Source organism: Vibrio sp. OPT18, assembly GCF_015163615.1.
GTDB classification, from domain to species: domain Bacteria; phylum Pseudomonadota; class Gammaproteobacteria; order Enterobacterales; family Vibrionaceae; genus Vibrio; species Vibrio coralliirubri.
This window is the reverse complement of the sequence record NZ_JADDYK010000075.1, coordinates 20225-43516: the sequence shown is the minus strand read 5'-3', so window position 1 is coordinate 43516 and position 23292 is coordinate 20225. Positions and strand designations below refer to the sequence as shown.

21 protein-coding genes are annotated in these 23292 nt (G+C 43.5%); 12 read left to right on the top strand and 9 right to left on the bottom strand.

Annotated features, from left to right (window positions below; all coding sequences use genetic code 11):
- Positions 1–121: toprim domain-containing protein (locus tag IQQ51_RS27415; RefSeq protein WP_265584329.1), on the bottom strand; the 121-nt coding region annotated here is incomplete at its 3' end.
- Positions 122–560: 439 nt separating this feature from the next.
- On the opposite strand from IQQ51_RS27415, the gene IQQ51_RS19685 reads away from it, so the two are divergent.
- Complete coding sequence (locus IQQ51_RS19685; RefSeq protein WP_017062104.1) at positions 561–806, top strand: YciN family protein; 246 nt, start codon at positions 561–563, stop codon at positions 804–806.
- Positions 807–867: 61 nt separating this feature from the next.
- Here the strand turns inward: IQQ51_RS19685 and aroA are convergent, their stop codons facing one another.
- Positions 868–2148, bottom strand: a complete 1281-nt coding sequence (gene aroA, locus IQQ51_RS19680; protein ID WP_017062105.1) for a 3-phosphoshikimate 1-carboxyvinyltransferase — start codon at positions 2146–2148, stop codon at positions 868–870.
- Between the two features lie 162 nt (positions 2149–2310).
- Positions 2311–2766, bottom strand: coding sequence for a glycine zipper 2TM domain-containing protein (locus tag IQQ51_RS19675; protein WP_193841894.1), 456 nt, complete (start codon positions 2764–2766; stop codon positions 2311–2313).
- Between the two features lie 53 nt (positions 2767–2819).
- Between IQQ51_RS19675 and aat the strand changes: the two genes are divergently transcribed.
- The 3 genes from aat (at position 2820) to infA (ending at position 4528) form a co-directional block, all read left to right on the top strand.
- Complete coding sequence (aat, locus tag IQQ51_RS19670; protein ID WP_048607327.1) at positions 2820–3530, top strand: leucyl/phenylalanyl-tRNA--protein transferase; 711 nt, start codon at positions 2820–2822, stop codon at positions 3528–3530.
- Positions 3530–4228, top strand: coding sequence for an arginyltransferase (locus IQQ51_RS19665; protein ID WP_193841893.1), 699 nt, complete (start codon positions 3530–3532; stop codon positions 4226–4228). Before aat ends, IQQ51_RS19665 begins: the two co-directional genes overlap by 1 nt.
- 81 nt (positions 4229–4309) lie before the next feature.
- The gene (gene infA / locus IQQ51_RS19660) at positions 4310–4528 is read left to right on the top strand and encodes a translation initiation factor IF-1 (RefSeq protein WP_001040192.1); all 219 of its coding nucleotides are present in this window, start codon (positions 4310–4312) and stop codon (positions 4526–4528) included.
- Positions 4529–4736: 208 nt separating this feature from the next.
- Here infA and clpA read toward each other — a convergent pair whose 3' ends face one another.
- A complete protein-coding gene (clpA, locus tag IQQ51_RS19655; RefSeq protein WP_048607331.1) occupies positions 4737–7010 on the bottom strand; it encodes an ATP-dependent Clp protease ATP-binding subunit ClpA in 2274 nt (757 codons plus the stop codon).
- 39 nt (positions 7011–7049) lie between these two features.
- The gene (clpS, locus tag IQQ51_RS19650; RefSeq protein ID WP_004737430.1) at positions 7050–7370 is read right to left on the bottom strand and encodes an ATP-dependent Clp protease adapter ClpS; all 321 of its coding nucleotides are present in this window, start codon (positions 7368–7370) and stop codon (positions 7050–7052) included.
- A gap of 585 nt (positions 7371–7955) precedes the next feature.
- Here clpS and cspD point away from each other — a divergent pair.
- Positions 7956–8177 carry a cold shock domain-containing protein CspD gene (gene cspD / locus IQQ51_RS19645; RefSeq protein ID WP_004736548.1) on the top strand — a complete coding sequence of 74 codons (222 nt, stop codon included), beginning with the start codon at positions 7956–7958 and terminating at the stop codon, positions 8175–8177.
- Positions 8178–8506: 329 nt separating this feature from the next.
- On the opposite strand, the gene IQQ51_RS19640 is transcribed toward cspD, so the two are convergent.
- Positions 8507–10732: an NADP-dependent isocitrate dehydrogenase gene (locus IQQ51_RS19640; RefSeq protein ID WP_193841892.1), complete on the bottom strand. Its 2226-nt coding sequence runs from the start codon at positions 10730–10732 to the stop codon at positions 8507–8509.
- A gap of 321 nt (positions 10733–11053) precedes the next feature.
- Between IQQ51_RS19640 and IQQ51_RS19635 the strand changes: the two genes are divergently transcribed.
- A complete protein-coding gene (locus tag IQQ51_RS19635) occupies positions 11054–11782 on the top strand; it encodes a pseudouridine synthase (RefSeq protein WP_193841891.1) in 729 nt (242 codons plus the stop codon).
- 73 nt (positions 11783–11855) lie between these two features.
- Here IQQ51_RS19635 and IQQ51_RS19630 read toward each other — a convergent pair whose 3' ends face one another.
- Together IQQ51_RS19630 and IQQ51_RS19625 are read right to left on the bottom strand one after the other, a co-directional pair.
- On the bottom strand, positions 11856–12503 hold the full coding sequence (locus tag IQQ51_RS19630; protein ID WP_193841890.1) for a DUF2057 family protein: 648 nt from the start codon (positions 12501–12503) through the stop codon (positions 11856–11858).
- A 73-nt stretch (positions 12504–12576) separates the two neighbouring features.
- Entirely contained in the window at positions 12577–13614 is a 1038-nt protein-coding gene (locus IQQ51_RS19625; protein WP_193841889.1) for a porin, read from the bottom strand.
- 512 nt (positions 13615–14126) lie between these two features.
- Between IQQ51_RS19625 and dinG the strand changes: the two genes are divergently transcribed.
- From dinG to IQQ51_RS19600, 5 genes are all read left to right on the top strand, one after another.
- The gene (gene dinG / locus IQQ51_RS19620) at positions 14127–16202 is read left to right on the top strand and encodes an ATP-dependent DNA helicase DinG (protein WP_193841888.1); all 2076 of its coding nucleotides are present in this window, start codon (positions 14127–14129) and stop codon (positions 16200–16202) included.
- Positions 16203–16330: 128 nt separating this feature from the next.
- Positions 16331–17110, top strand: a complete 780-nt coding sequence (locus IQQ51_RS19615) for a sulfite exporter TauE/SafE family protein (RefSeq protein ID WP_017062114.1) — start codon at positions 16331–16333, stop codon at positions 17108–17110.
- A gap of 22 nt (positions 17111–17132) precedes the next feature.
- Positions 17133–17681: a primosomal replication protein gene (locus tag IQQ51_RS19610; protein ID WP_048612727.1), complete on the top strand. Its 549-nt coding sequence runs from the start codon at positions 17133–17135 to the stop codon at positions 17679–17681.
- Positions 17671–17841: a pleiotropic regulatory protein RsmS gene (gene rsmS / locus IQQ51_RS19605; protein ID WP_017055021.1), complete on the top strand. Its 171-nt coding sequence runs from the start codon at positions 17671–17673 to the stop codon at positions 17839–17841. Before IQQ51_RS19610 ends, rsmS begins: the two co-directional genes overlap by 11 nt.
- Positions 17842–17891: 50 nt before the next feature.
- Positions 17892–19025: a cupin domain-containing protein gene (locus IQQ51_RS19600; RefSeq protein WP_193841887.1), complete on the top strand. Its 1134-nt coding sequence runs from the start codon at positions 17892–17894 to the stop codon at positions 19023–19025.
- A gap of 127 nt (positions 19026–19152) precedes the next feature.
- Here IQQ51_RS19600 and IQQ51_RS19595 read toward each other — a convergent pair whose 3' ends face one another.
- A complete protein-coding gene (locus tag IQQ51_RS19595; protein WP_193841886.1) occupies positions 19153–21270 on the bottom strand; it encodes a methyl-accepting chemotaxis protein in 2118 nt (705 codons plus the stop codon).
- A gap of 498 nt (positions 21271–21768) precedes the next feature.
- Between IQQ51_RS19595 and emrD the strand changes: the two genes are divergently transcribed.
- The gene (emrD, locus tag IQQ51_RS19590) at positions 21769–22974 is read left to right on the top strand and encodes a multidrug efflux MFS transporter EmrD (RefSeq protein WP_050634852.1); all 1206 of its coding nucleotides are present in this window, start codon (positions 21769–21771) and stop codon (positions 22972–22974) included.
- The last annotated feature ends 318 nt before the right edge of the window (positions 22975–23292 follow it).

Below are 23292 nucleotides of genomic sequence, written 5' to 3'. Positions count from 1 at the left end.
CCGCCGTTGGTAAATCACGTACGTGACCTACACTCGACTTAACGACAAAGTCTTTGCCAAGATATTTATTGATAGTTTTAGCCTTGGCTGGCGACTCCACTATAACGAGCGATTTACCCATATTGACTCTAACGTCCTTAATCACGATGCTTCAGCACCAACAATTTAGCTTGTGGGCTTTTACGCATGATATTCTAAATTCATTGCTTCTTTTTTTACTATTGTGCGAGATTACTAGAAGATCAACCGCTTTTTTCAAAATTGGATCTGATCGCTCGACAATTCGACGACTCATAGATAAAAGGGTCACAATATAAAGAAGCTATAAAGTACTCACTAAGAATACTTGCAAGAGCCTATTCATCAGGCATTACGTCTAAACGGGCTCATACTAAGCTTGTCCGCGAATCTAACGCGAGCCCCATTCAATTATTTTTGCCGTAAATCACAAAATAAATTGTGGATGTTTGAAAAGACTCTCTTAATCGGTTGTGAAATCATTGAATTTCTAGTTCGACACCATAAACTCAACGTTATATTCAGTTATCAGAGATAAACTCATGACAAAGAAAGTAATAGCAGAATTTGATTTACTGCTTATCGCAAACCAAATTATCCAATCACATGATGACTACATTGAAGGCATGCGCGCAAACAGCGTAGTAGAAAAAGACGATGTACTCGTCTTCAAAGGTGAATACTTCTTAGACAGCAATGGAATGCCGACCGAGAATACAACCGCGGTATTTAACATGTTTAAATACTTAGCGCACCACCTTTCGAAAGAATTTACAATTCAGCAATAATTAAAAAGCTTGCCACTTAGGCAAGCTTTTTTGTTCCTAAACCTTTACATACTAAGCATTTTTATAGACTTAGCATTTTCAGCTTGTCGAAATAATCAGGGAATGTCTTTGACGTACAACCTGGATCATTAATCGTCACAGGCGTATCGCTCAAGGCAACCAGCGAGAAACACATCGCCATACGGTGATCATCGTAAGTATCAATCGCCGCGTGAGTTAGTTCAGCCACAGGGTTAACAATGATGTAATCTTCACCCTCTTCCACTTCAGCGCCGACTTTACGTAGCTCTGTTGCCATTGCAGCCAAGCGGTCTGTCTCTTTCACACGCCAGTTGTAGACATTACGGATTGCCGTTGTGCCTTTCGCAAACAATGCGGTTGTCGCGATAGTCATCGCAGCATCTGGGATATGGTTATAGTCCATATCAATGCCTTTAAGCTCACCACAACGAGAGATAACGTAGTCGTCACCCCATTCGATTTCCGCACCCATTTTCTCAAGCGCATCAGCGAATTGGATATCACCTTGGATACTGTTTTTACCAATACCAGTGACCTTAATCTCACCACCTTTGATAGCAGCGGCTGCAAGGAAATATGACGCAGATGATGCATCACCTTCAACCAAGAAATCACCCGGTGCCGAGTAAGATTGCCCGGTAGGAATCACAAACTCTTGGTAATCGTTATTGATCACGTCCACACCAAATTGCTTCATGATGTGCAGCGTAATATCGATGTAAGGTTTAGAAACCAATTCACCATCAATTTTAATGGTCACTTCACCTTCAGCTAAAGGCGCAGCCATCAAAAATGCCGTCAAGAATTGACTAGAGATCGAACCGTCGATAGAAACCGTACCGCTCTTCAGACCGGTACCTGTGATCTTCAATGGTGGGTAGTTTTCGTTCTCTAAGTATTCAACGTCGGCACCGGCTTCTCGCAGTGCCGTTACTAAGTGACCAATTGGGCGCTCTTTCATGCGCGGCTCACCAGTAAGAACGTATTCACCGCGACCTAAACATAGTGCAGCCGCCAGCGGACGCATCGCCGTACCCGCGTTACCTAAGAAAAGCTCTAGGGCTTTGTCACTTGAGAATGCACCACCAACACCTGTCACTTCACAAACGGTTTTGTCTGCAGACAACTGATAATCAACACCTAACTGCGTCAATGCATTCAACATATGACGAATATCATCACTGTCTAGCAAGTTTGTTAGGCGAGTGGTTCCCGTAGAAAGTGCAGCCAAAAGAAGTGCACGGTTGGAAACGCTTTTTGAACCAGGTAGGTTAACTTCCCCGTTCACTTTTTGAATTGGTTGTAACGTAAGGCTTTCCATTAAATCTTATAGTCCTTGTACCACCCGAAGTCACTGGCGCGTATTTATTTTCGGGTGATGAATAATTCTTCGTACTTGCAGACTAACGAACTTTTCCAACGAACTCCAGAGCTAATCCCGCCCAAACCGGTGATTAATTAGCCAATCAATCGCATTGATATACTAGTACACGAGATCAACTCGAACACCATCTGAAAAATAGAGAATTCGTACATCATCGCCTCGGTTGAACAGCATCGAGTTATCGACATCTTGGATAATGTTGACCAACTTGTCGTCTTTGGTTTTGACCAATAACTCGACCAATTTGTACTCTACTTTATATTGTGTGTTACCTCGGTTACGAGCAATACCCGCACCCGCTACTGCACCGACGGCCGTCGCCACTTCTTTACCGGTACCGCCGCCAAACTGGTTACCAACCAAGCCACCAATCGCCGCACCTAACAAGGTTTCCCAACCATTCGCTTTCGACTCAACGATCTCTTGCTGAGTGATGTATCTGACCGTATCAATCTCACCATAAACCACCTCGTTTACTGGTCGAGCTTGGTTTCTGTTGTAAGCTGCATTTGCCAACATGGGCAAAACAAGTAAAATCCAAAGCAACTTCTTCATGGTAAAACTCCTAAAGACCTCTTGGTCAGTGATTAATCTGTAATACGGTACTTATGACTATATACCTAACCGAACTTGATACTACCAGTATAGAGTTTCCTTCGCCTTTCGACGCGCTTGATGAACCCAACGGTCTGCTCGCCTTCGGTGGTGATTTATCACCAATGCGAATTTTAAACGCTTATAGCCAAGGTATATTTCCATGGTATGGCCCAGGTGAGCCTATACTTTGGTGGAGCCCTGCACCGCGAGCGGTATTTAATCCTAAGACATTCGAACCGTCAAAAAGTCTTAAAAAGTTTCAAAGAAAGCACAATTACCGAGTCAGCATCAACCAAGCGACGGACAGAGTAATTGGTTATTGCTCTTCACTAAGACCCGAAGAAGAAACCTGGCTAAACAGCGACATGCAGTCAGCCTACCGCAAACTCGCCTCATTAGGTTTCTGCCACTCGGTTGAGGTTTGGCAAGATGATGAACTGATCGGCGGACTTTACGGCTTACAAAGAGGCCAAGTCTTTTGCGGTGAATCGATGTTCAGCCTGAAGACCAATGCCTCTAAAATCGCGCTGTGGTACTTTTGTGAACACTTTACACAATTCGGCGGACAACTGATTGATTGCCAAGTCATGAACCCTCACTTGGAATCCTTAGGCGCTATCGAGGTTGATAGGGATGAATTCCTAGGCTCTCTGCAATTACTCAAAGAGTTCTCCGTTAACGATGCATGCTTTAAAACCCAATGGCTAAAGGAAATGCCTTAATGAATCCAGATTTACAACAAATCAGAATTGGATTAACAGACAATCACGCTTGCAGCTACTTACCTCACCTCGAAGAGAGAGTGGCGGTCACGCTTGATGAACACATGCACACCTCAGATAACTATGAAGTACTGCTTGCGAATGGATTTCGCCGCAGTGGAGCGACCATTTATAAACCACATTGTGATAATTGCTCAGCATGCCAAGCAATTCGTCTTTCAATTCCTGAGGTAAAGCTTTCCAAAAGCCAACGACGGATCCTGAACAAAGGGAAATCACTGCGCTGGGAACTGAAAGATGAGATGGATGACAACTGGTTTGACTTATACAGTCGCTATATCACCGCTCGTCACCGTTCGGGAACCATGTACCCACCTAAGAAAGAAGAGTTTCTACAATTCTCTAAAAATGAGTGGCTTACTACAAAGTTCATGCACATCTATGATGAGAACAAGTTGGTTGGTATCGCCGTAACCGACATCATGGCTCACTGTACGAGTGCGTTTTATACCTTCTTCGATCCTGATATAGACATTTCGATGGGAACACTTGGCGTTCTATTTCAGATCCAACATGCCCAGAAAGAACAAAAACAATGGTTATATTTGGGTTATCAAATCGATCAATGCCCTGCGATGAACTATAAAGTACGATTTCAACGTCATCAAAGGCTAGTAAATCAGCGGTGGCAAGGGTAGAATACGCGACAACTTTACATATTTTGATTTTAACGGCACAATCAAGCCGTTGAAAACCGCCAAATTTCGAAAGAGGATTAGATGGCTAAAGAAGACGTAATCGAGATGCAAGGCACTGTCCTTGATACTCTACCAAACACAATGTTCCGTGTTGAGCTTGAAAACGGTCACGTAGTGACAGCACACATCTCTGGTAAAATGCGTAAGAACTACATCCGTATTCTTACTGGTGATAAAGTAACTGTTGAGATGACTCCATACGACCTTTCTAAAGGCCGCATCGTCTTCCGTGCTCGTTAATTTTTAATTAGCGAATACAATAAGAAGCGGAGCTTAAGGCTCCGTTTTTTATTGCCTGAGCTTTTTACTACACAAGCACATCAATCTCGCATCTCGCATCTCGCATCTCGCATCTCGCATCTCGCATCTCGCATCTCGCAAGCATAAAAAAACGCACAACCGAAGTCATGCGTATTAAATTTAAGCCCTTGAGTTATCAATCACTTCGTTAGTGCATAACCTCTTCTTTAGCACCAACATAGATGAAATCCAATTCGTCTTTTTTCAGGGATACTTTAACCGTACCGCCATCAACCAAGCTACCAAACAGTAACTCGTTAGCAAGTGGCTTCTTAAGCTTCTCTTGAATCACGCGCCCCATTGGACGTGCACCCATGGTCTTGTCATAGCCTTTATCAGCTAACCAATGACGAGCATCCTCAGAAACCTCTAAAGACACACCACGAGCGTCCAGTTGAACCTGAAGCTCGACAATGAACTTATCAACCACTTGGCTAATCACACTTGGATCAAGGCTGTTGAACCAAATGATATTATCGAGACGGTTACGGAACTCAGGAGTAAATACCTTCTTGATTTCACCCATCGCATCTGGCGCATGATCTTGTTGGATCAGGCCGATCGATTTCTTCTCGGTTTCAGCCACACCTGCGTTGGTCGTCATCACTAGAATCACATTACGGAAATCCGCTTTGCGACCATTGTTGTCAGTTAGCGTGCCGTTATCCATTACCTGCAGTAGCAGGTTAAAGATATCTGGGTGAGCTTTCTCGATTTCATCCAGTAACACAACCGAGTGCGGGTTCTTGATTACAGCATCAGTAAGCAGACCACCTTGATCGTAACCAACATAACCAGGAGGAGCACCGATCAAGCGGCTCACAGAGTGACGCTCACCGTACTCAGACATATCAAAGCGCAGAAGCTCAATACCCATCAACTTAGACAGTTGAACCGTCACCTCTGTTTTACCGACACCAGTAGGACCAGCAAACAAGAATGAACCAACAGGTTTATTGTCTGCACCCAATCCAGCACGGGTCAGCTTAATCGCTTCACTCAATACATCGATTGCAGGGTCTTGTCCGAATACCAACATTTTCATGCGGTCATCCAGTTTCTGCAGCGTATCTTTGTCTGAAGACGATACTGACTTCTCAGGAATACGCGCCATTTTCGCAACCATTGACTCAATATCAGCCACGCTTACCGTTTTCTTACGACGGCTTGCAGGTGCCAAACGGCTGCGAGCGCCCGCTTCATCGATTACGTCAATGGCCTTATCTGGAAGGTGACGTTCATTAATGTATTTAGCAGACAGTTCTACAGCGGCACGCAACGCTTTGTTGGTATAGCGCACTTCGTGGTGAGCTTCGTATTTTGGCTTCAAGCCAATCAGAATCTTGGTTGTATCGTCTAGCGATGGCTCGATAATATCGATTTTCTGGAAGCGACGAGCTAAAGCACGCTCCTTCTCAAAAATACTGCTGTACTCTTGGTACGTTGTTGAACCGATGCAACGTAATTTACCACTGCTTAGTAGTGGTTTAATTAAGTTTGCCGCATCAACCTGACCACCCGATGCAGCCCCGGCACCGATAATGGTGTGGATCTCATCGATGAACAGAATCGCGTCTTCTTCTTTCTCCAGTTGCTTAAGAATCGCTTTAAAACGTTTCTCAAAGTCACCACGATATTTCGTCCCTGCTAACAGTGAACCAATATCTAAAGAATAAATTACGCTGCTCTGAATGATTTCAGGCACTTGTCCTTCAACGATGCGCCATGCAAGACCTTCCGCGATGGCAGTTTTACCTACACCCGCTTCACCCACTAACAGAGGGTTGTTCTTACGACGACGACATAGAACTTGGATAGTACGTTCTAGCTCTTTGTCGCGACCGATTAATGGGTCAATATTGCCCTGTTTTGCGACTTCGTTAAGGTTAGTAGCAAAGTTTTCTAAACGATCTTCTGAATTAGCTTCTTCAGCATTTTCTGCACCACCAAATGAATCAGATGATGAAGGGCTGTCGCCTTCGTTGCTGGCTTTGGTAATGCCGTGTGAGATGAAGTTAACAATATCTAAGCGACTAATGTCGTTTTTCTTAAGAAGATATGCCGCGTGAGATTCTTGCTCACTAAAAATAGCCACAAGTACGTTAGCACCCGTTACTTCGCTGCGACCTGAAGATTGAACATGAAAAACAGCGCGTTGAAGTACTCGTTGAAAGCTCAACGTAGGCTGAGTTTCGCGAGTTTCGTCGCTTTCAGGGATAAGTGGGGTCGTTTGATCGATAAAAATATCGAGCTCATTGCGAAGAGCATCGAGATCAGCCTGACAAGCTTGGAGCGCTTCCTTGGCCGCATCATTTTCTAATAATGCTAGTAGGAGGTGTTCGACAGTCATGAATTCATGTCGCTTGTCTCGCGCACGAGCAAATGCGCCATTTAAACTCGTCTCTAATTCTTTATTTAGCATAAGTACCTCCTAAGGGAACAACAGTGTTGTTCGAGCAATTTATACTTGCTCCATTGTACATAGTAGCGGATGCTCATTTTCCTTTGAGTACATCGTGACCTGCGCTACTTTTGTTTCCGCTATTTCAGCACTGTATGTGCCGCATATAGCTTTACCTTCATAATGAACCTTGAGCATCACTTCCGTTGCTTTTTCGATATCTAGTGAGAAGAATCGCTCTAGGATCTCGATTACAAAGTCCATGGGCGTGTAGTCATCGTTATTCAACACAACGTTATACATCGCCGGTGGCTTTACTTTTGTTGCTTCTTTCTCCAGTAAATCTGAGCCTGGAGATGCCCATTCAAAGTTTCTGCTCATATCGCTTTGCTAAGGGTTATTTTTCGGAAGTCGTGAGTGTTTACCTAACTCAAATTTACCACATTCACGCTTTACGGTGTACTAAGAAACTGCACCGAGAAACAGTACCAAAAAATATTCCTCTATACTGAGCCTAATCCACCATTTCCATCGCTGCAAATAAAAGATCTCGATTAACAGGATTAACATATGTGATTGATTAAAAAGACGCCATAACTATTGATACTAACGATAAGATTACCGCTAAGTTACTATTTAGTTAATAGTTTGCAGTTAATCTCGAATGTGATTTGTTATTAAAATTGATCACTTTTATACCAATTTACTATTGACTGTGCTCAATCATTAGCTACATTGGAGCTAAAAGGTTTTTTAATACATTTTTGCAACATGATTTAAAATCAGTAACACGCTTCAAAAATTAACAATAAGGAATAATTACGCAGGGTAGCGTTAATTTCCGTAAGCAATGTACGAGATTCAAGCTATTAGCTGAAATTCTTTAGCTGGTAGGAATGATATCAATCGCACTTACAACAATTGATATAACAACGTTAGTAACAAAATGCATGAGGGATGTATAGCATGGCTACAGGTACAGTAAAATGGTTTAACAATGCCAAAGGGTTTGGCTTTATTTGTCCAGAAGGTGAAGACGGCGATATTTTCGCGCACTACTCCACAATACAAATGGAAGGTTATCGAACCTTAAAGGCTGGTCAGCAGGTCGACTATGAAGTAGAAAGTGGACCTAAAGGCTCGCATGCTAGCTCCGTTGTTCCTGTAGAAGGCAGCGCCGCAAAATAGGCGAATGCCAACTCATGTTAACCTCCGTCAGTCGTCATTAACGGCTGACAGGTAAACAGAATATTGAAACCGCTCATTTAATACCTGTAACACAGGCTTACGTGAGCGGTTTTTTCGTTTAGGGGCTATAAGGTTGCTCACTAGACCATTAGTTCGCGGATGTATTCTTATTAAGCTAGGTCTTGGGGATATTACAAAAGAACAAAAAAAGACGCTTTAACGTTATCGTTAAAGCGTCTTTCGTTTTGACTTTATCTATGACTTAGCTGTCAGACTAAGCAACTCGTTAGCAAATCACCTTCATGACTGATTAACGATGAGTCCAATCACTATGCATCAATAAACGCGTTTAGCGTTGAGCTTGGTCGCATTAGTGTTGAAACCAATGCATCGTCAAGTAGGTAGTAACCACCTAAGTCGCCAGCCACACCTTGAGCGTTGTTCAGCTCTGCAACAATCGCTTCTTCACTTTCAGCCAGTTGACTTGCCACACCTGCAAACTCAGCAGCAAGATCAGCGTCAACCGTTTGCTCAGCAAGCGCCTTAGCCCAGTATGCCGCTAGGTAGTAGTGGCTACCACGGTTATCAAGCTCACCCACTCGACGTGAAGGAGACTTGTTGTTATCAAGGAACTCACCCGTTGCTTTATCAAGCGCATCAGCAAGAACTTGTGCTTTAGCGTTACCTGTTACTACGCTCAGGTGCTCTAGAGATGCGGCCAATGCCAAGAATTCACCTAGGGAATCCCAACGCAGGTGGTTTTCTTTCTCTACTTGTTGAACATGCTTAGGAGCAGAACCGCCAGCACCTGTTTCAAACAGACCACCACCGTTCATTAGTGGAACAATCGATAACATCTTAGCTGATGTACCAAGCTCTAGAATCGGGAACAAGTCTGTTAGGTAATCACGTAATACGTTACCTGTAACCGAAATAGTATCTAGGCCTTCTTTAATACGAACCAGTGAGTATTGAGTCGCTTCAAGTGGAGCAAGGATCTTAATTTCAAGACCATCGGTATCGTACTCAGGAAGGTACGCTTCAACTTTCTTAATAAGCTGAGCATCATGCGCGCGTGACGCATCTAGCCAAAATACCGCTGGAACACCCGATGCACGAGCACGAGTTACCGCAAGCTTGACCCAGTCTTGGATTGGTGCATCTTTAACCTGACACATACGGAAGATATCGCCTTCCTCTACGTCTTGCTCTAGAAGCACTGCGCCTGAAGCGTCAACAACTTGAACCTGACCAGCAGCTTCAAGGATGAAAGTCTTATCGTGCGAACCGTACTCTTCCGCTTTTTGAGCCATCAAGCCAACGTTTGGTACGCTACCCATCGTTGTTGGATCGAACGCGCCGTTCTCTTTACAGAAATCAATAACCGCTTGGTAAATACTCGCGTAACTACGATCTGGGATCATTGCTTTGGTATCTTTTTGCTTACCTTCTGGATCCCACATTTGACCAGAAGAACGTAGCATTGCAGGCATAGATGCATCCACAATGATATCGCTTGGTACGTGTAGGTTAGTAATGCCACGGTCCGAATCAACCATCGCTAGTGGTGGCTGAGTCTCGTATACCGCTTGCAGGTCAGCTTCGATTGCTTCTTTTTGATCTTGAGGAAGCGCTGCTATCTTCGCGTAGACATCACCGATGCCGTTGTTAACATCAACACCTAGCTCTTCAAACAGCTGACCGTGTTTAGCGAATACGTCTTTGTAGTAAACCTTAACCGCGTGACCAAAAATTACTGGATCAGATACTTTCATCATCGTCGCTTTCATGTGAAGAGAAAGCAATACACCTTGCTCTTTAGCCGATGCGATTTCTTTTTCGAAGAACGCAACCAAAGCGGCTTTATTCATCACTGACGCATCAATGATCTCTTTATCTTGCAGTGCAAAAGCTGGCTTCAATGTTTTCTTCGCGCCATCTTTACCAACGAATTCAATGCTAACTTCTGTAGCACCTTCAATGGTTACTGACTTTTCGCTACCGAAGAAGTCTTTGTCGTCCATACTTGAAACGTGCGACTTAGAATCTGCAGACCAAGCACCCATTGAGTGTGGGTTCTTCTTCGCGTAGTTTTTAACAGAAAGTGGAGCGCGGCGATCCGAGTTACCTTCACGCAATACTGGGTTTACTGCACTACCCTTGATTTTGTCGTAAGTCGCTTTTACTGCTTTCTCTTCGTCAGTGTTTGCTTCTTCTGGGTAATTAGGAAGTGCGTAACCTTTGGACTGTAGCTCTTTGATCGTTGCTTGAAGCTGAGGTACAGATGCAGAGATGTTTGGAAGCTTGATAATGTTTGCTTCTGGTGTCTTAGCCAATTCACCTAGTTCTGCTAATGCATCACCAATACGTTGCTCTTCGTTCAAGTAGTCAGGGAAGTTGGCAATAATGCGCCCTGCAAGTGAAATGTCGCGAGTATCAACGTTAATACCAGAAGAAGCTGTAAAAGATTGAATGATTGGCAGCAGAGAGTAAGTTGCTAGCGCCGGAGCTTCGTCTGTAATGGTATAGATGATCGTTGGTTTTTCAGTAGGCATGAAATTTCCCTATAGTTCTTACAAGCTCATTTAAAGTAGTGAGCATGTTATAAATTGACCAGTAAGCCACTCTAAGAGTGAAAACTGCTTACTCGATAGTCGTACTCTATCTTATTTTTCATGCAATCTTGATGACAGCATGAACCAAATCCGTGAGTGCGTTGTTATAATAAAACACGAAGGTATAATTAAACAAATCAGGCTTAAGAGTCCATCAACTTGTTCTATTTTGTGTCTTTTAGGCGCGCAAATGATAGCTCAATTCCGTTTCAGTGAAAACTTTTCAGCACACTTCGTTTACATTTTTGCAAGGTAGTTAACATGTCTACTCGCTCACGCAGCACATCTCGTTCAGACAAACCGGCTCGTTCTGGTGCAACATTAAAACAAAGCGGTAATAGACAAAGCCGAAGCAGTGATAAGAATAACACTGGCAATTCGCACAAGAAATCTCACTCCAGTAAGCACCGATATAAAGGCAAACCTACCAATGCAAAACCTAAGGTAGCGCTCGAAGATCGCAAAGTAATTCTGTTCAACAAGCCTTTCGATACTCTTAGCCAATTTACTGATGGCGAAGGTAGAAAAACGCTAGCGGACTTTATTCCAGTGAAAGACGTTTATGCTGCAGGTCGCCTTGACCGCGACAGCGAAGGGTTATTGGTCTTGACCAACGATGGGATATTTCAAGCTAAACTAACTCAACCAGACTCAAAATCTCCAAAGACTTACTGGGTACAGGTTGAAGGCGCACCTTCTGAGGAAGATTTAGATAAATTGAGAAAAGGTGTCGAACTAAAAGACGGCATGACACTACCTGCAAAAGTAGAAGTGATGCAAGAACCTGAAGTGTGGGATAGAAATCCTCCAGTCCGCTTCAGAGCCGCGATACCGACAACATGGTTGGCTATTACAATCATTGAAGGACGTAACCGTCAGGTAAGGCGAATGACAGCTAATATCGGCTTCCCTACCCTGCGTCTTATTCGCTATTCAATGGGCAACATGAATGTAGGGCAACTTCAGCCTGGTGAGTGGAAAGAAATCTAGTCAACATAGTAGAAATGAAAAAGCGAGGTACCTGTCATATACAAGAACACCTCGCTTTAAAAAATTTTAGGTCTTACTTCTGGTCAATTAACCATTTTTGGAATGCTTTACGCTCTTCTTCATTTGCTCTTGAATACCATAGCTTAAGTTGAAGGGTATTTTCAGACTCTTGAACCGTGCTATCAGTAACAACAGTCGCACCAACCACAGCACCAGTTTGAACCGCGGCTAGTTCTTCTTTCAACGAACGAATCTTTCCTGAATCAAAAACTAAGCCTCTCTCTTGATTGTAGTCTTTTACCAACTGAGGGATATCGCTATAAGGCAGTGCGCCTTGAGCTGGAGGCAAGACTTCTTGCTCAACTTCTACATCATCACCATTTACAGCAACTTTAAAAATGGGTTGTTCTTTATCGACATTTTTTTCAACGTTACCAAACTTTCTACTCTTAAGGTCAATATCTACATCAGCCCCTTCAGGAGCATCGATAACCATGATATAAGGGACTGTGCTGATGAATTCTCTCTTACCTTTATCACTCAGATAACCGGTATAGTCCACCACAAGCTGATTTTCACCTGATGTTAACACTGCATCTTTTATGCTTTTTATCTGCTCACCATTGAGAGTGTTCAACGTAATTCCAGAACCCAGCTCGATTCCAGCCGTTGCATATGGTGCAGAGAACAGACAGATAAAACTCAAATACCACTTGTTCATGTACAATTCCTTATCGATAAATGTAAAAAAGCCAGCATAGTGCTGGCTTTTATATAGCATAGTTAACTACAAATTAGAATGTGTAGTAAACACCAGCAGTTACGCCATCAGCGTCAAGAGTTTTTGTATCTGTTTCGAAATCAGCAGTTTGGTATTCTGCGAAGAATAGGATGTTGTTACGGAATGCGTAATCAGCACCAACTACTAGGTTAGTAGAATCAACGTCAGAAATTTTAGTTACAACGCCAGTGTTGCTTACATGCTCATCAGTAGTCGCTACTGCGTAAGTAGTGTATAGACGAACTGCGTCTAGCTGGTAAGCTGCTGCAACACCCATAGTTTCACCGTTACCAAAACCAGAAGCTAGATCCCAGTAACCGTAACCAGTGTTACCTTCGTACTGAGCGTAAGTCGCAGCTAGGTATAGACCGCCGAATTCAGCAGAAGCAGAAACACCAGCAAGAGAGTAATCTACGTCTGTAGCATCGTTGTCTGATGCATCTTTCGCACGCTCACCAGTGATGTAAGAAGCACCGATAGAGAAGTTGCTGAATGCGTAGTCAGCAGAGATACCGTAAGTGTTATCAACGCCATCTGTAGACTCAGTGTTGATGTCAGCTACGATTGTGAAACCTTCAACGAATTGACCTTTGAATACAACACCGTGGCCAGTAGATTCTGCGTGGTGACCACCAGTAGAACCCATGTAGTTACCTTCGTTTGTGATATCGTCTTTCTGGATAGCGTCAGCAGATTCTGCTAGGTCGCCAGTTTCACCGAAAGCCATACCCCAAGTGTCAGTTTTGAAACCAACTAAAACGTCATCAAACTTCGCAGCGCTACCAGAAGATTCAATCTCAAAAGATGCGAACGCTGTGAATTGGTCGTTTAGCTTCTGCTCAGCATCTAGTTGGATTTTAGCCCAAGTAGAAACGTCAGCGTCGCTCTTCTCAGAACCAACACCAGAAACATTGTCAACTTCAGATTGAGTCAGGTAGATATCTACCTCGCCTTTTAAGCCAACTTTAGTATCGTCGTTAGAGTAAATTTCTGCTGCGTTTACAGAAGTTGCTGTAGCTGCGATAGCTAGCGCTAATAGAGTCTTTTTCATAATAAATCCACTGCCTTTTCTAAGAATGGGAGATCCTTGCCCGGTTCCCTTTTATTTTTATGACTGGTCATTACCACTCTTTGTTGGTTAATCACCGTCACTAAATTTCGAGGTCTAGATTGCAAAAGATTATCCTGCGTGTCAAATAAACTAAAAACAAACCTAAAAAAAACACAAATCAATCAAAATCAAACACTTACATTTTTTTTCATTGTTTTACGAGCAGCTTATCCTTAGTTTTATCAGGAAATATAATAATCCAAAAAAGAACAAAACAGCATTTAACACCACAAACAACTCACAACAACGCCACACTTCAGGATTTAACACCTACAAGCCAGTCTTTTTTAATATTTATATTTCGCAACATAAATAAAATAGTTAAGTTCCTGATGGTTCAGTTTTTTTTTGTGAACAAGATCTACCTTTGATTCAAAAGCAAGCTATTTCACCGTAAATGTACCGACTAGTGATATGTGCTACTATCCTCGCTCCGTTACGTAGGTCACAGTATGCTAACTACTAAAATTCAAAAATCTATTCGCACCAGTTATCAAAACCTCCAAGATCAGTTGGACAACTTTGTACCTCGACGTGCTCAAAATTACCTTGTTGCAGAAATAGCGAAGACACTTTGTGGTCAATACCACAAAAGTAATCGCATGATTGTTGCAGAAGCTGGGACAGGGATCGGGAAATCACTGGCTTACTTAATGGCTACTATTCCTGTCGCTGTGCTCAATAATCGAAAAATAGTCATATCGACAGCGACGGTTGCGCTACAAGAACAGCTCGTCAATAAAGACCTCCCTCTATATAGAAGACTGACTGATCGAGAGTTTTCTTTCATATTAGCGAAGGGCAGACAGCGTTATTGTTGTTCCGAAAAGCTAGCCGCTGCCTGCGGGGTTGATGGCGGACAAATGGCCATGTTCGAATCTAAGCCAGAGAAGAAGGATATCGACCAACTTCAAACCATGTACCGCAGCCTAACCCAAGGTAAATGGGATGGTGACCGTGATTCGTGGCCAAAACCAATCGACAATATGATTTGGCAGATGATTGTCAGTGATAAGCACAGCTGTAACAACAGTATGCCCACGCATAGAGACTGTCCTTTCCAGAAAGCGCGCTCAGAGTTAGATAAAGCAGACGTGATTATCGCCAATCACAGTTTAGTGATGGCTGATGCTGACTTAGGCGGCGGTGTGATACTCCCTGAACCAGAAAATAGCATCTATATATTCGATGAAGCTCACCATTTACCGCATGTAGCCAGAGATCACTCTTCTGCGGCTGCGAGCTTAAAAGGCGCGGCGTCATGGTTGGAGCGTTTAAATCAATCCATCACTAAGCTTTCAGGTCTCGCCGACGAAAAGCGTGTTCATCGATTTAGAAATGAACTGCAAGACTCAGTGCAACAGCTGATCCCGACCCTGACTCAAATGAGCAAACAGTTTGACGCTAACCACTTTGAAGACGGCTTGTATCGCTTCGAACATGGCGACTTACCAGAGTGGCTTGAGAATGAATCTAAAGATCTCAAGCAGCTCACGCAAAAGGCGAGCCAAGCCGTTGCGAAGATTGCAGACCTAATTGCAGAACGAGTTAAAGACGGTGAGCTTTCAGCAAAACTTGCAGAGCCTGCACTTGCAGAAATTGGCTTCTATATACAAAGAACAGAGAACCTTGCTCAAGTTTGGCGCTTAATGGCTGAACCGAAGAGAGAAAAAGGCGCCCCTTTGGCTCGTTGGCTCGAACTGAATAAAGAAAGTGAAGGCGACTTCGTTGTTAATGTTTCGCCACTGGAGGTGGGTTGGCAACTGGACCAGCAGATCTGGAGCCGCTGTGTGGGTGCCGTATTAGTATCTGCGACCATGAGGGCGCTCAACTCTTTCAGCTTTTTCTGTCATCAAGCAGGTATCAGCCAAAAAGCAGAAGATGGCGTACAGTTTTTGGCTTTGGCTTCACCGTTTGATTACCAGAATCAAGCTGAGTTGATCGTTCCGGCAATGAAGTACGAACCACAAGCACCTCAGTTTACCGAATATCTTATTGAAATTTTGCCTAAGGTAATAGAAGACAAAAAAGCCAATCTCGTTCTATTCTCTTCTTACTGGCAAATGAACAAAGTTGCAGAGGCTTTAGCAACAGATTTCGTTAAAAAGTCGTGGGCATTGCAGGTTCAAGGTGATACTTCACGAACTGAAATCCTAAAAAAACATAAAAAGCTAATAGACCAAGGTAAAACTAGCGTTCTTTTTGGAACTGGAAGCTTTTCTGAGGGTCTTGATCTACCGGGTGAGCTTCTTGAAAACCTCGTGATTACCAAGATTCCTTTTGGTGTTCCTACCTCTCCTGTAGAGCAAGCACATTCAGAATATATTGAATCACGCGGTGGTAACCCTTTTATGCAGATTACTGTTCCAGATGCGAGTAAAAAGCTTATCCAATCTGTGGGTAGACTACTGCGTAAGGAAAGAGATTCTGGTAAAGTCACGATCCTTGATAGACGCATAGTAACGAAGCGATACGGAAAGTCCCTACTCGATTCACTACCGCCTTTTAAAAGAACAATAAAATACTAATATCCCCTGCCCTCGAGGTAGTTATGGGCCTTCATCGCTAGGCCCTTGCATTCACAACCCAACATGACTAATCCATCGATTTTTCATGTGGCTGCCCTATCAGCCGATAACGAGAACACTAGCTACTTATGGAAATGATTGAGCCAACCATGTTGGTCATACTTGCTCTGGTTGCATTTGCAGCAGGCTTTATTGATGCTGTCGCAGGTGGCGGAGGGATGTTAACCGTTCCAGCTTTACTGTCACTTGGTTTACCGCCACACATCGCATTGGGAACTAACAAGCTTGCAGCAACCTTCGCTTCATCTACAGCTGCATTCACTTACTACCGTAAAAAGCTGTTCAAGCCTGAGTGTTGGGTCAATGCATTCATATCTACTTTAATCGGTGCGACAATCGGCACACTCACTGTTGATGCTATTAGCACAGAGTGGTTAGAGAAGGTATTGCCGTTAGTCATTCTTGCCGCTGCGGTCTATACCATTTTTCATAAGACTCCAGATGTGAGCCATAATGTGTCTCCTAAGCCTTGCCCTGTGCTTAAGAGAAAACAAAAGTACCAAGGATTCATTCTTGGCTTTTATGATGGGGTTGCTGGCCCAGGAACTGGCGCGTTTTGGACGGTAAGCTCTATGGCGCTTTATCGCTTAAACATCTTACTTGCCTCTGGTCTATCCAAAGCCATGAACTTTACCAGTAACTTTACCTCTTTGGTGACCTTCGCGATTCTTGGTCATATTGATTGGGTTCTAGGTTTAACCATGGGTCTTTGTTTAATGGCCGGAGCGTTTGTTGGTGCTCACTCTGCTATTCGTTTCGGTGCTACATTTATACGACCTGTGTTTGTTACCGTAGTAAGCGTACTTGCAATTAAACTGGCATATGAAGCTTGGTTTGTGAACTTATAGGCAGTAGCCACCGGGAAGTGAAATGAATCAATTTTCAAAGCTAAAAAGTGTCATTGATACCTTGATTGGCCATTGCTCGCAGGTTGATAAATCTCGAGGGGCTTATCATCAAGCCTTGTTTGACCGAGCCTTATTTAAATGTGGCGCCTCTGTTTTGCTTCCCTATGCACTTGAAACTCAGGCAACGTACCGCACCATTGTACGTGAACAAACCACAAATCAACTGACCGCATCCAGAGCCAACTACCTGACAGAAAAGCTGACCAATCAGATTGCAGCAATCCAAAGAGAGTTAGCCAACCACGATTTACGCTTGGACCGAAAAAGTAAGTCAGGGAAAACCCTTAACGACCTATACAACGAACTCGCTCAGCACCAAGACTGGCAAAAGCGATTGGTCGATTTAGTACGAGTACGAAAGTTAGCGTTTGATTCTGCGCCTCGCCACAGTAAGAAAAAAGCGGAAGAGGCTTGGCAGTTAGCAAAAGAGCGATTAGAACGCTGTGAAGACTCAATGAAAAATATTGAGAGACTAATTAACTTAGAGAACCCTAAGCGAAATGAACACTGATAACACACCATCACCACTGGATAACGCACCAGAAGAAGTTAAGTTAGCTGTCGACCTGATCTATCTGCTCGAAAGCAACGAAATCGATCCAAAAGTCGCGTTAGAAGCAATCAAAATTGTCCAGCAAGATTTACAAGCCAAACTAGCATCTAGCATCTAGCATCTAGCATCTAGCATCTAGCATCTAGCATAAAAATATACAGGATTCACATGTACCAACTTAGCTTTTCTATGCCCGAGTTTCTTGAAAACTACTGGCATAAAAAACCAACCATCTTAAAGGGTGGCTTCCAAAACTTCGTCGACCCAATTTCGCCGGAAGAACTTGCTGGTTTATCGATGGAAGAAGAAGTGGATTCTCGCTTTGTCTCTAACCTCGACAATCAGTGGACTGCAGAACACGGTCCATTCTCTGAAGAAAAATTTGGCGAATTAACCGAAACTCATTGGCAGTTAATCGTTCAAGCAGCGAACCACTGGCACCAAGGCGCAAATCATCTGACTGAGGCGTTCCAAGCGTTACCAAACTGGTTATTCGACGATCTCATGATCTGCTACTCAGCACCAGAAGGCGGCGTAGGCCCACATATTGATCAATACGATGTCTTCATCATTCAAGGTCAAGGCAAACGTCAATGGAAGGTTGGCGCTAAAGATGTTGGCCAATACAAAGAGACTGTTCAAGCTTCTGCACTTCGTCAAATTGAAGGTTTTGACCCAATCATTGATGAAACTTTAGAGACGGGCGATATCCTTTATATCCCACCGGGTTTCCCACATGAAGGGAACACGTTAGAACCGTCAATGAGCTACTCTATTGGCTACCGCTCCCCTAAAGAACAAGAGCTGATCAGCAACTTTGCCGATTTTGTGCTTGCTCATGATATGGGTGACGTACACCTGCACGATCCAGAATTCAAAACGCAAGAAGGCTACGGAAAAATTCGTTCATCGGATTTAAGCAATCTCACAGACATGTTGAAATCTGCACTAGAGCAACCTGAAACCATCAGTGAATTCATGGGTTGTCTGCTAAGCCAATCACGCCACCAGCTTGATATCGTTGCTCCAGAGCCACTCTGGACTCAAGAAGAGATCGCTCAACACTTAGAGTCTGAAGGTGAGATTCACCGAGTATCAGGCTTAAAAGCGCTCTACCACGAAAATGAAAGCAACACGGCTTACATCAATGGCGAAGTGGTTAAGGTTGATGAAGCGGATTCTTCGTTACTCAACATACTTTGCGATGAGACCATGATTACCTCGGCTACTGCCCTATCTCCTTCGGGCATAACTGTCGTGACTGAATTGGTCAACAAAGGCTACTGGTTTATCGAAGAGTAAGCAGCGTCAGCCGCTGGTTATTGACCAGCTTCTAGAGAAACAATTAAAAAAGGGACAAATGAAATCTTCATTTGTCCCTTTTTCTATTCAAGAATTGGTTAAGGATTAATGCTTATACCTTGAACAACTATACCTTGAACTGATTGACCAATTTCTGTTGTTGTTGAGACAGCTGGTCAATTTCATTACCCACTTGCTCAGAAGCCGCTGCTTGCTCCAAGATCTTCGCACTCAAATCGCGAATATTAACCACGCTTTGATTTACTTCACCGGAGACCGACTGTTGCTCTTCGGCTGCTCGAACGATCTGACTGTTCATATCACTGATCGCCTCAATAGAAGTAAAGATCGAACCCAGATCTTCAACTGCTTTCTGAACGTGTAGTGCTGTGTCGTTTGCAAGTATATTACCTTCTTGTATCGCTTCAACGACATCTTGAGTTCCAGCATGAACCTTATCGATCACCGCTCTGATCTCACCAACCGATGACTGTGTGCGACTTGCGAGGTTTCTTACCTCATCGGCAACAACAGCAAAGCCACGACCTTGTTCGCCAGCACGAGCCGCTTCAATCGCCGCGTTCAATGCCAGTAAGTTAGTTTGCTCAGAGATCCCTTCAATAACACTTAAGATCTCGGTGATGTTTCCGTTATTTTTTGCCAATTCTTCAACAATAGGAACAGCGCTCGACATACGTTCCACCAGCTTTCTCATTTCACCGGCTGAAAGCTCGATAACTTGTTGACCTTGTTGAGCAGAGCTATTCGCTTCACAAGCAGCATCAACCGCCACTTCTGCATTTTGTACCACTAAGCCCGCTGTTTGAGTCATCTCTTCGGCCGCTGTCGCCACAAGATCCACTTCTTTAAATTGAGATTCACTGCTTTCTCGAGTGCTTGATGCCGATGCTTTAGCCTGGCTTGTCGTACTCGCCACTTGCTCGGTGGTGTGAATCACTTCTTTGATCGTGTGTTGTAGCTTGTCTAAGAATAAGTTGAATCCTTTAGACAACTGACCTATTTCGTCTTGAGATTTCACTTCTAAACGCTGCGTCAAATCACCTTCACCAGAAGCAATATCATTAAGTCGCTCGACCACTTGTCGAATAGGCTTAACAATTGAAAGTGAAGCAAATGCGATAATGGCTAAACCGAACAAAATGAATACGGTACCTACAATTACTTCCGTCTTGATGCCTTCACTTAGCTTAGTACTAATGATGGAATCCAATTTGTTGGCATCAGCGACAACGCTCTCTCTTGGGATCTCAAACAACACACCCCAAGTTTGGTTAGCCGCAACAACAGGCGCAAAGGCAAGTAACCACTCACCGTTCTCGCTCCATTGCGTTGTCACTTCACCACCAAAGATAAAGTCGGTCATTAAATCACTGTTTGTATTGCCACTTTGGAAGGTTGAACCGACTGCAATACTTGAATCATCAGAAGCGATGACCGAACCATCGAGACTAACCACATAAGCTTTACCCGCACCGTTAAACAAGCTCTGGTCAGATTGCGTAATCACACTGGTTAAACCATCAAGTCTTAAATCTATACCAAGAAAACCAATCGCGACATCGTCGACTAAGATGGGTACCGAAATAGAGGACGTAAGTAGTGCTACACCACCGCTGTTAACCACTCTAGGCGTACTAATACACGTTTGCCCTGTAGACAAAGGACAGTAAAAACGTTCGCTATTGCTGTCATCATTCAAGATAGATTCTGAAAGAACGTTCGCTAGAACATTTTCACCGTTATCTGCCACCTTCCAGTAAGGAGCAAAACGACCTTTTTCGTTAGAACCAACATAATCAGCATCGACATAATTCGCATCTTCACTATCGAGCAAGTCAGGCTTGAAAACTAGATACGCTCCTTGAATAGAGTCGAAGTTTAAAACCGAGCGACGAACCATTTCATCCAAGGCGGTACGAAGCTCTTCACTTGGCGTAAAGTTTTCGTCTGCATTGTTCTTTAGAAACTGAGCACTGGCCGCAAGCATCTCTGCGCGGTAAATAGCTTCGTCTACATAACGTTGAGTTTCTTGAGCATTAAGCTGAGAAACAGACGCCAACAACTGCTGAGTTTTATTGATAACTGATTCTGAACTTTGAGATTTGATGACTTGTTGATTGCTCGTTGCGTTGTAGATCGAGAAACCAATAAGAGACAGTGACGTAATGATTAAACAACAACCTGCTAAGAGGGTTATTTTCCACTGTACCGATAGAGAGCGCATTTAATATCCTTATTTAAGCCAAAAGACTTCCATAACCATAACTATCACATCGACAACGAATTGCTGTACACAATGTAAATGAGTTAGACGAATAGCTTAGCGGATAATTACAGCACAAATTGCTTACATATAAAACGAAAGTTTACACAAATGTTAATAGAGCGTGTTTTCTTCCTTTTTTCTGTGATTTCAAATGATGTACTCATATAATCATTGGCTATGTTGCTTAGGTTTTAGCGCTGTGGATATAGCCAAAACATCGATATTTAAAGGAAGCCCACTCCACCCTCTCCCTCTTTAAAATACCGCGATTTCGGATTAGTTTTTATAATCCAAGTTATAGATTTTTATCTTGCTCAACTTCACACTTTTTGATTGCTAAGCCTGCAATCAAGCTCTAATATCTCGCGCCTAGATTCCCTGATCACTTTATTCATTTGGCTCTCCTTAATGGAGCGCTAAGGCTTTTTACGTCTTAATTTTTGGAGAGATACGCAAATGTCCGCCTCGTTTCCATTAGCGAAACTTACCTTTTTAATCGCTATTCTGACTGCCGTAGGTCAAATGACTCAAACGATGTACGTGCCTTCTATCGGTCATATGGCAGGTGAGTTCTTAGTTTCGGCATCTTCACTGCAAGCGGTGATGGCGTGTTACTTGATCCCTTATGGTCTTTCGCAATTTGTCTACGGTCCACTTTCTGATCGCCTAGGTCGTAAACCGATCATCGTGATTGGTTTGATCATCTACATCATCGGTACTTTGGTAGCATTGTTCGCTCACGAATATGAATGGTTCTTAGCGGGTAGCTTTATCCAAGGTTTGGGCATCGGTTGTGGTGGTGCGATGTCTCGTACATTGACTCGCGACTGTTTTGAAGGCGCAGAACTGCACCGTGCAAACAGCTTGATTAGCATGTGTGTGATTTTCTCACCATTGATGGCTCCTGTACTGGGTGGTTACCTAACCGAAGTTTTCGGTTGGCGTTCTAGCTACTTATTCCTTGCGCTGTTTGGTATTGCTGTTGTGATCACTATGATGACGAGCATGATGGAAACACTGCCGAAAGAACGACGCAAGCATGAATCGGTTGCCAACAGCTACAAGTTCGTTCTGTCTGATAAACGTTTCCAAGGTTTCTTATTGGTATTGGTCGCAACATTTGCTGGCGTAGCCGTATTTGAAGCAGCGGCAGGTGTGTTGCTTGGTGGCGTGCTTGGCTTACCGGCAACGACAGTAAGCTTGTTGTTTGTCTTGCCTATTCCGGGTTACTTAGTCGGTGCTGGCTTATCTAGTTACATCGCACAACGTCGCTCTGAGCGCCGCGCACTGAATGTTGGTCTAATAGCTATCTTGGTAGGCTCAACAGTGGTATTGATACCGGGTCTGTTTGGTCAAACAACAGCATTAACCTTAATTGGCGGTGCAACCATTTACTTCTTGGGCGCTGGCATATTATTCCCAGCAGCAACAACAGGGGCGCTTTCGCCATTCCCGTACCACGCAGGTACTGGAGGTGCGATTTTAGGCGGTATGCAGAACCTAGGTGCTGGCATCGCAACACTATTGGCATCGTTCTTCCCAGCTCAAGACCAACTGCCACTAGGTTGCTTGATGATTGCAATGTCATTCATCGCTATGCTTGGTTTACGTTGGGTTAATCGTAAACCAGACCACTCAAACGAAATGCCATTGGCTATTTAACGTAAAGCTCGAATCCTGCTCAATAATGAAAAGGGACATACTGAAAAGTGTGTCCCTTTTTTGTTGCACATTATTCCTTACACTCTCACGTATCAGTAATTTCATTTAACATTGCTTTGATTTTTTGAAAACAATAACAGACACTTACGATGAAGGTGCATATCCAGAATCCAATTATAAATAATATCACTGGAAGAACACCAACGTACCTGAACTCTCACAACCAAGGATGCTGGCATTAAAACGAGTAAGGTACAGACTAAGGATATAAAGATGCGTATCGCTTTAACCACATTAGCCGTATCAATAGCGCTTGTC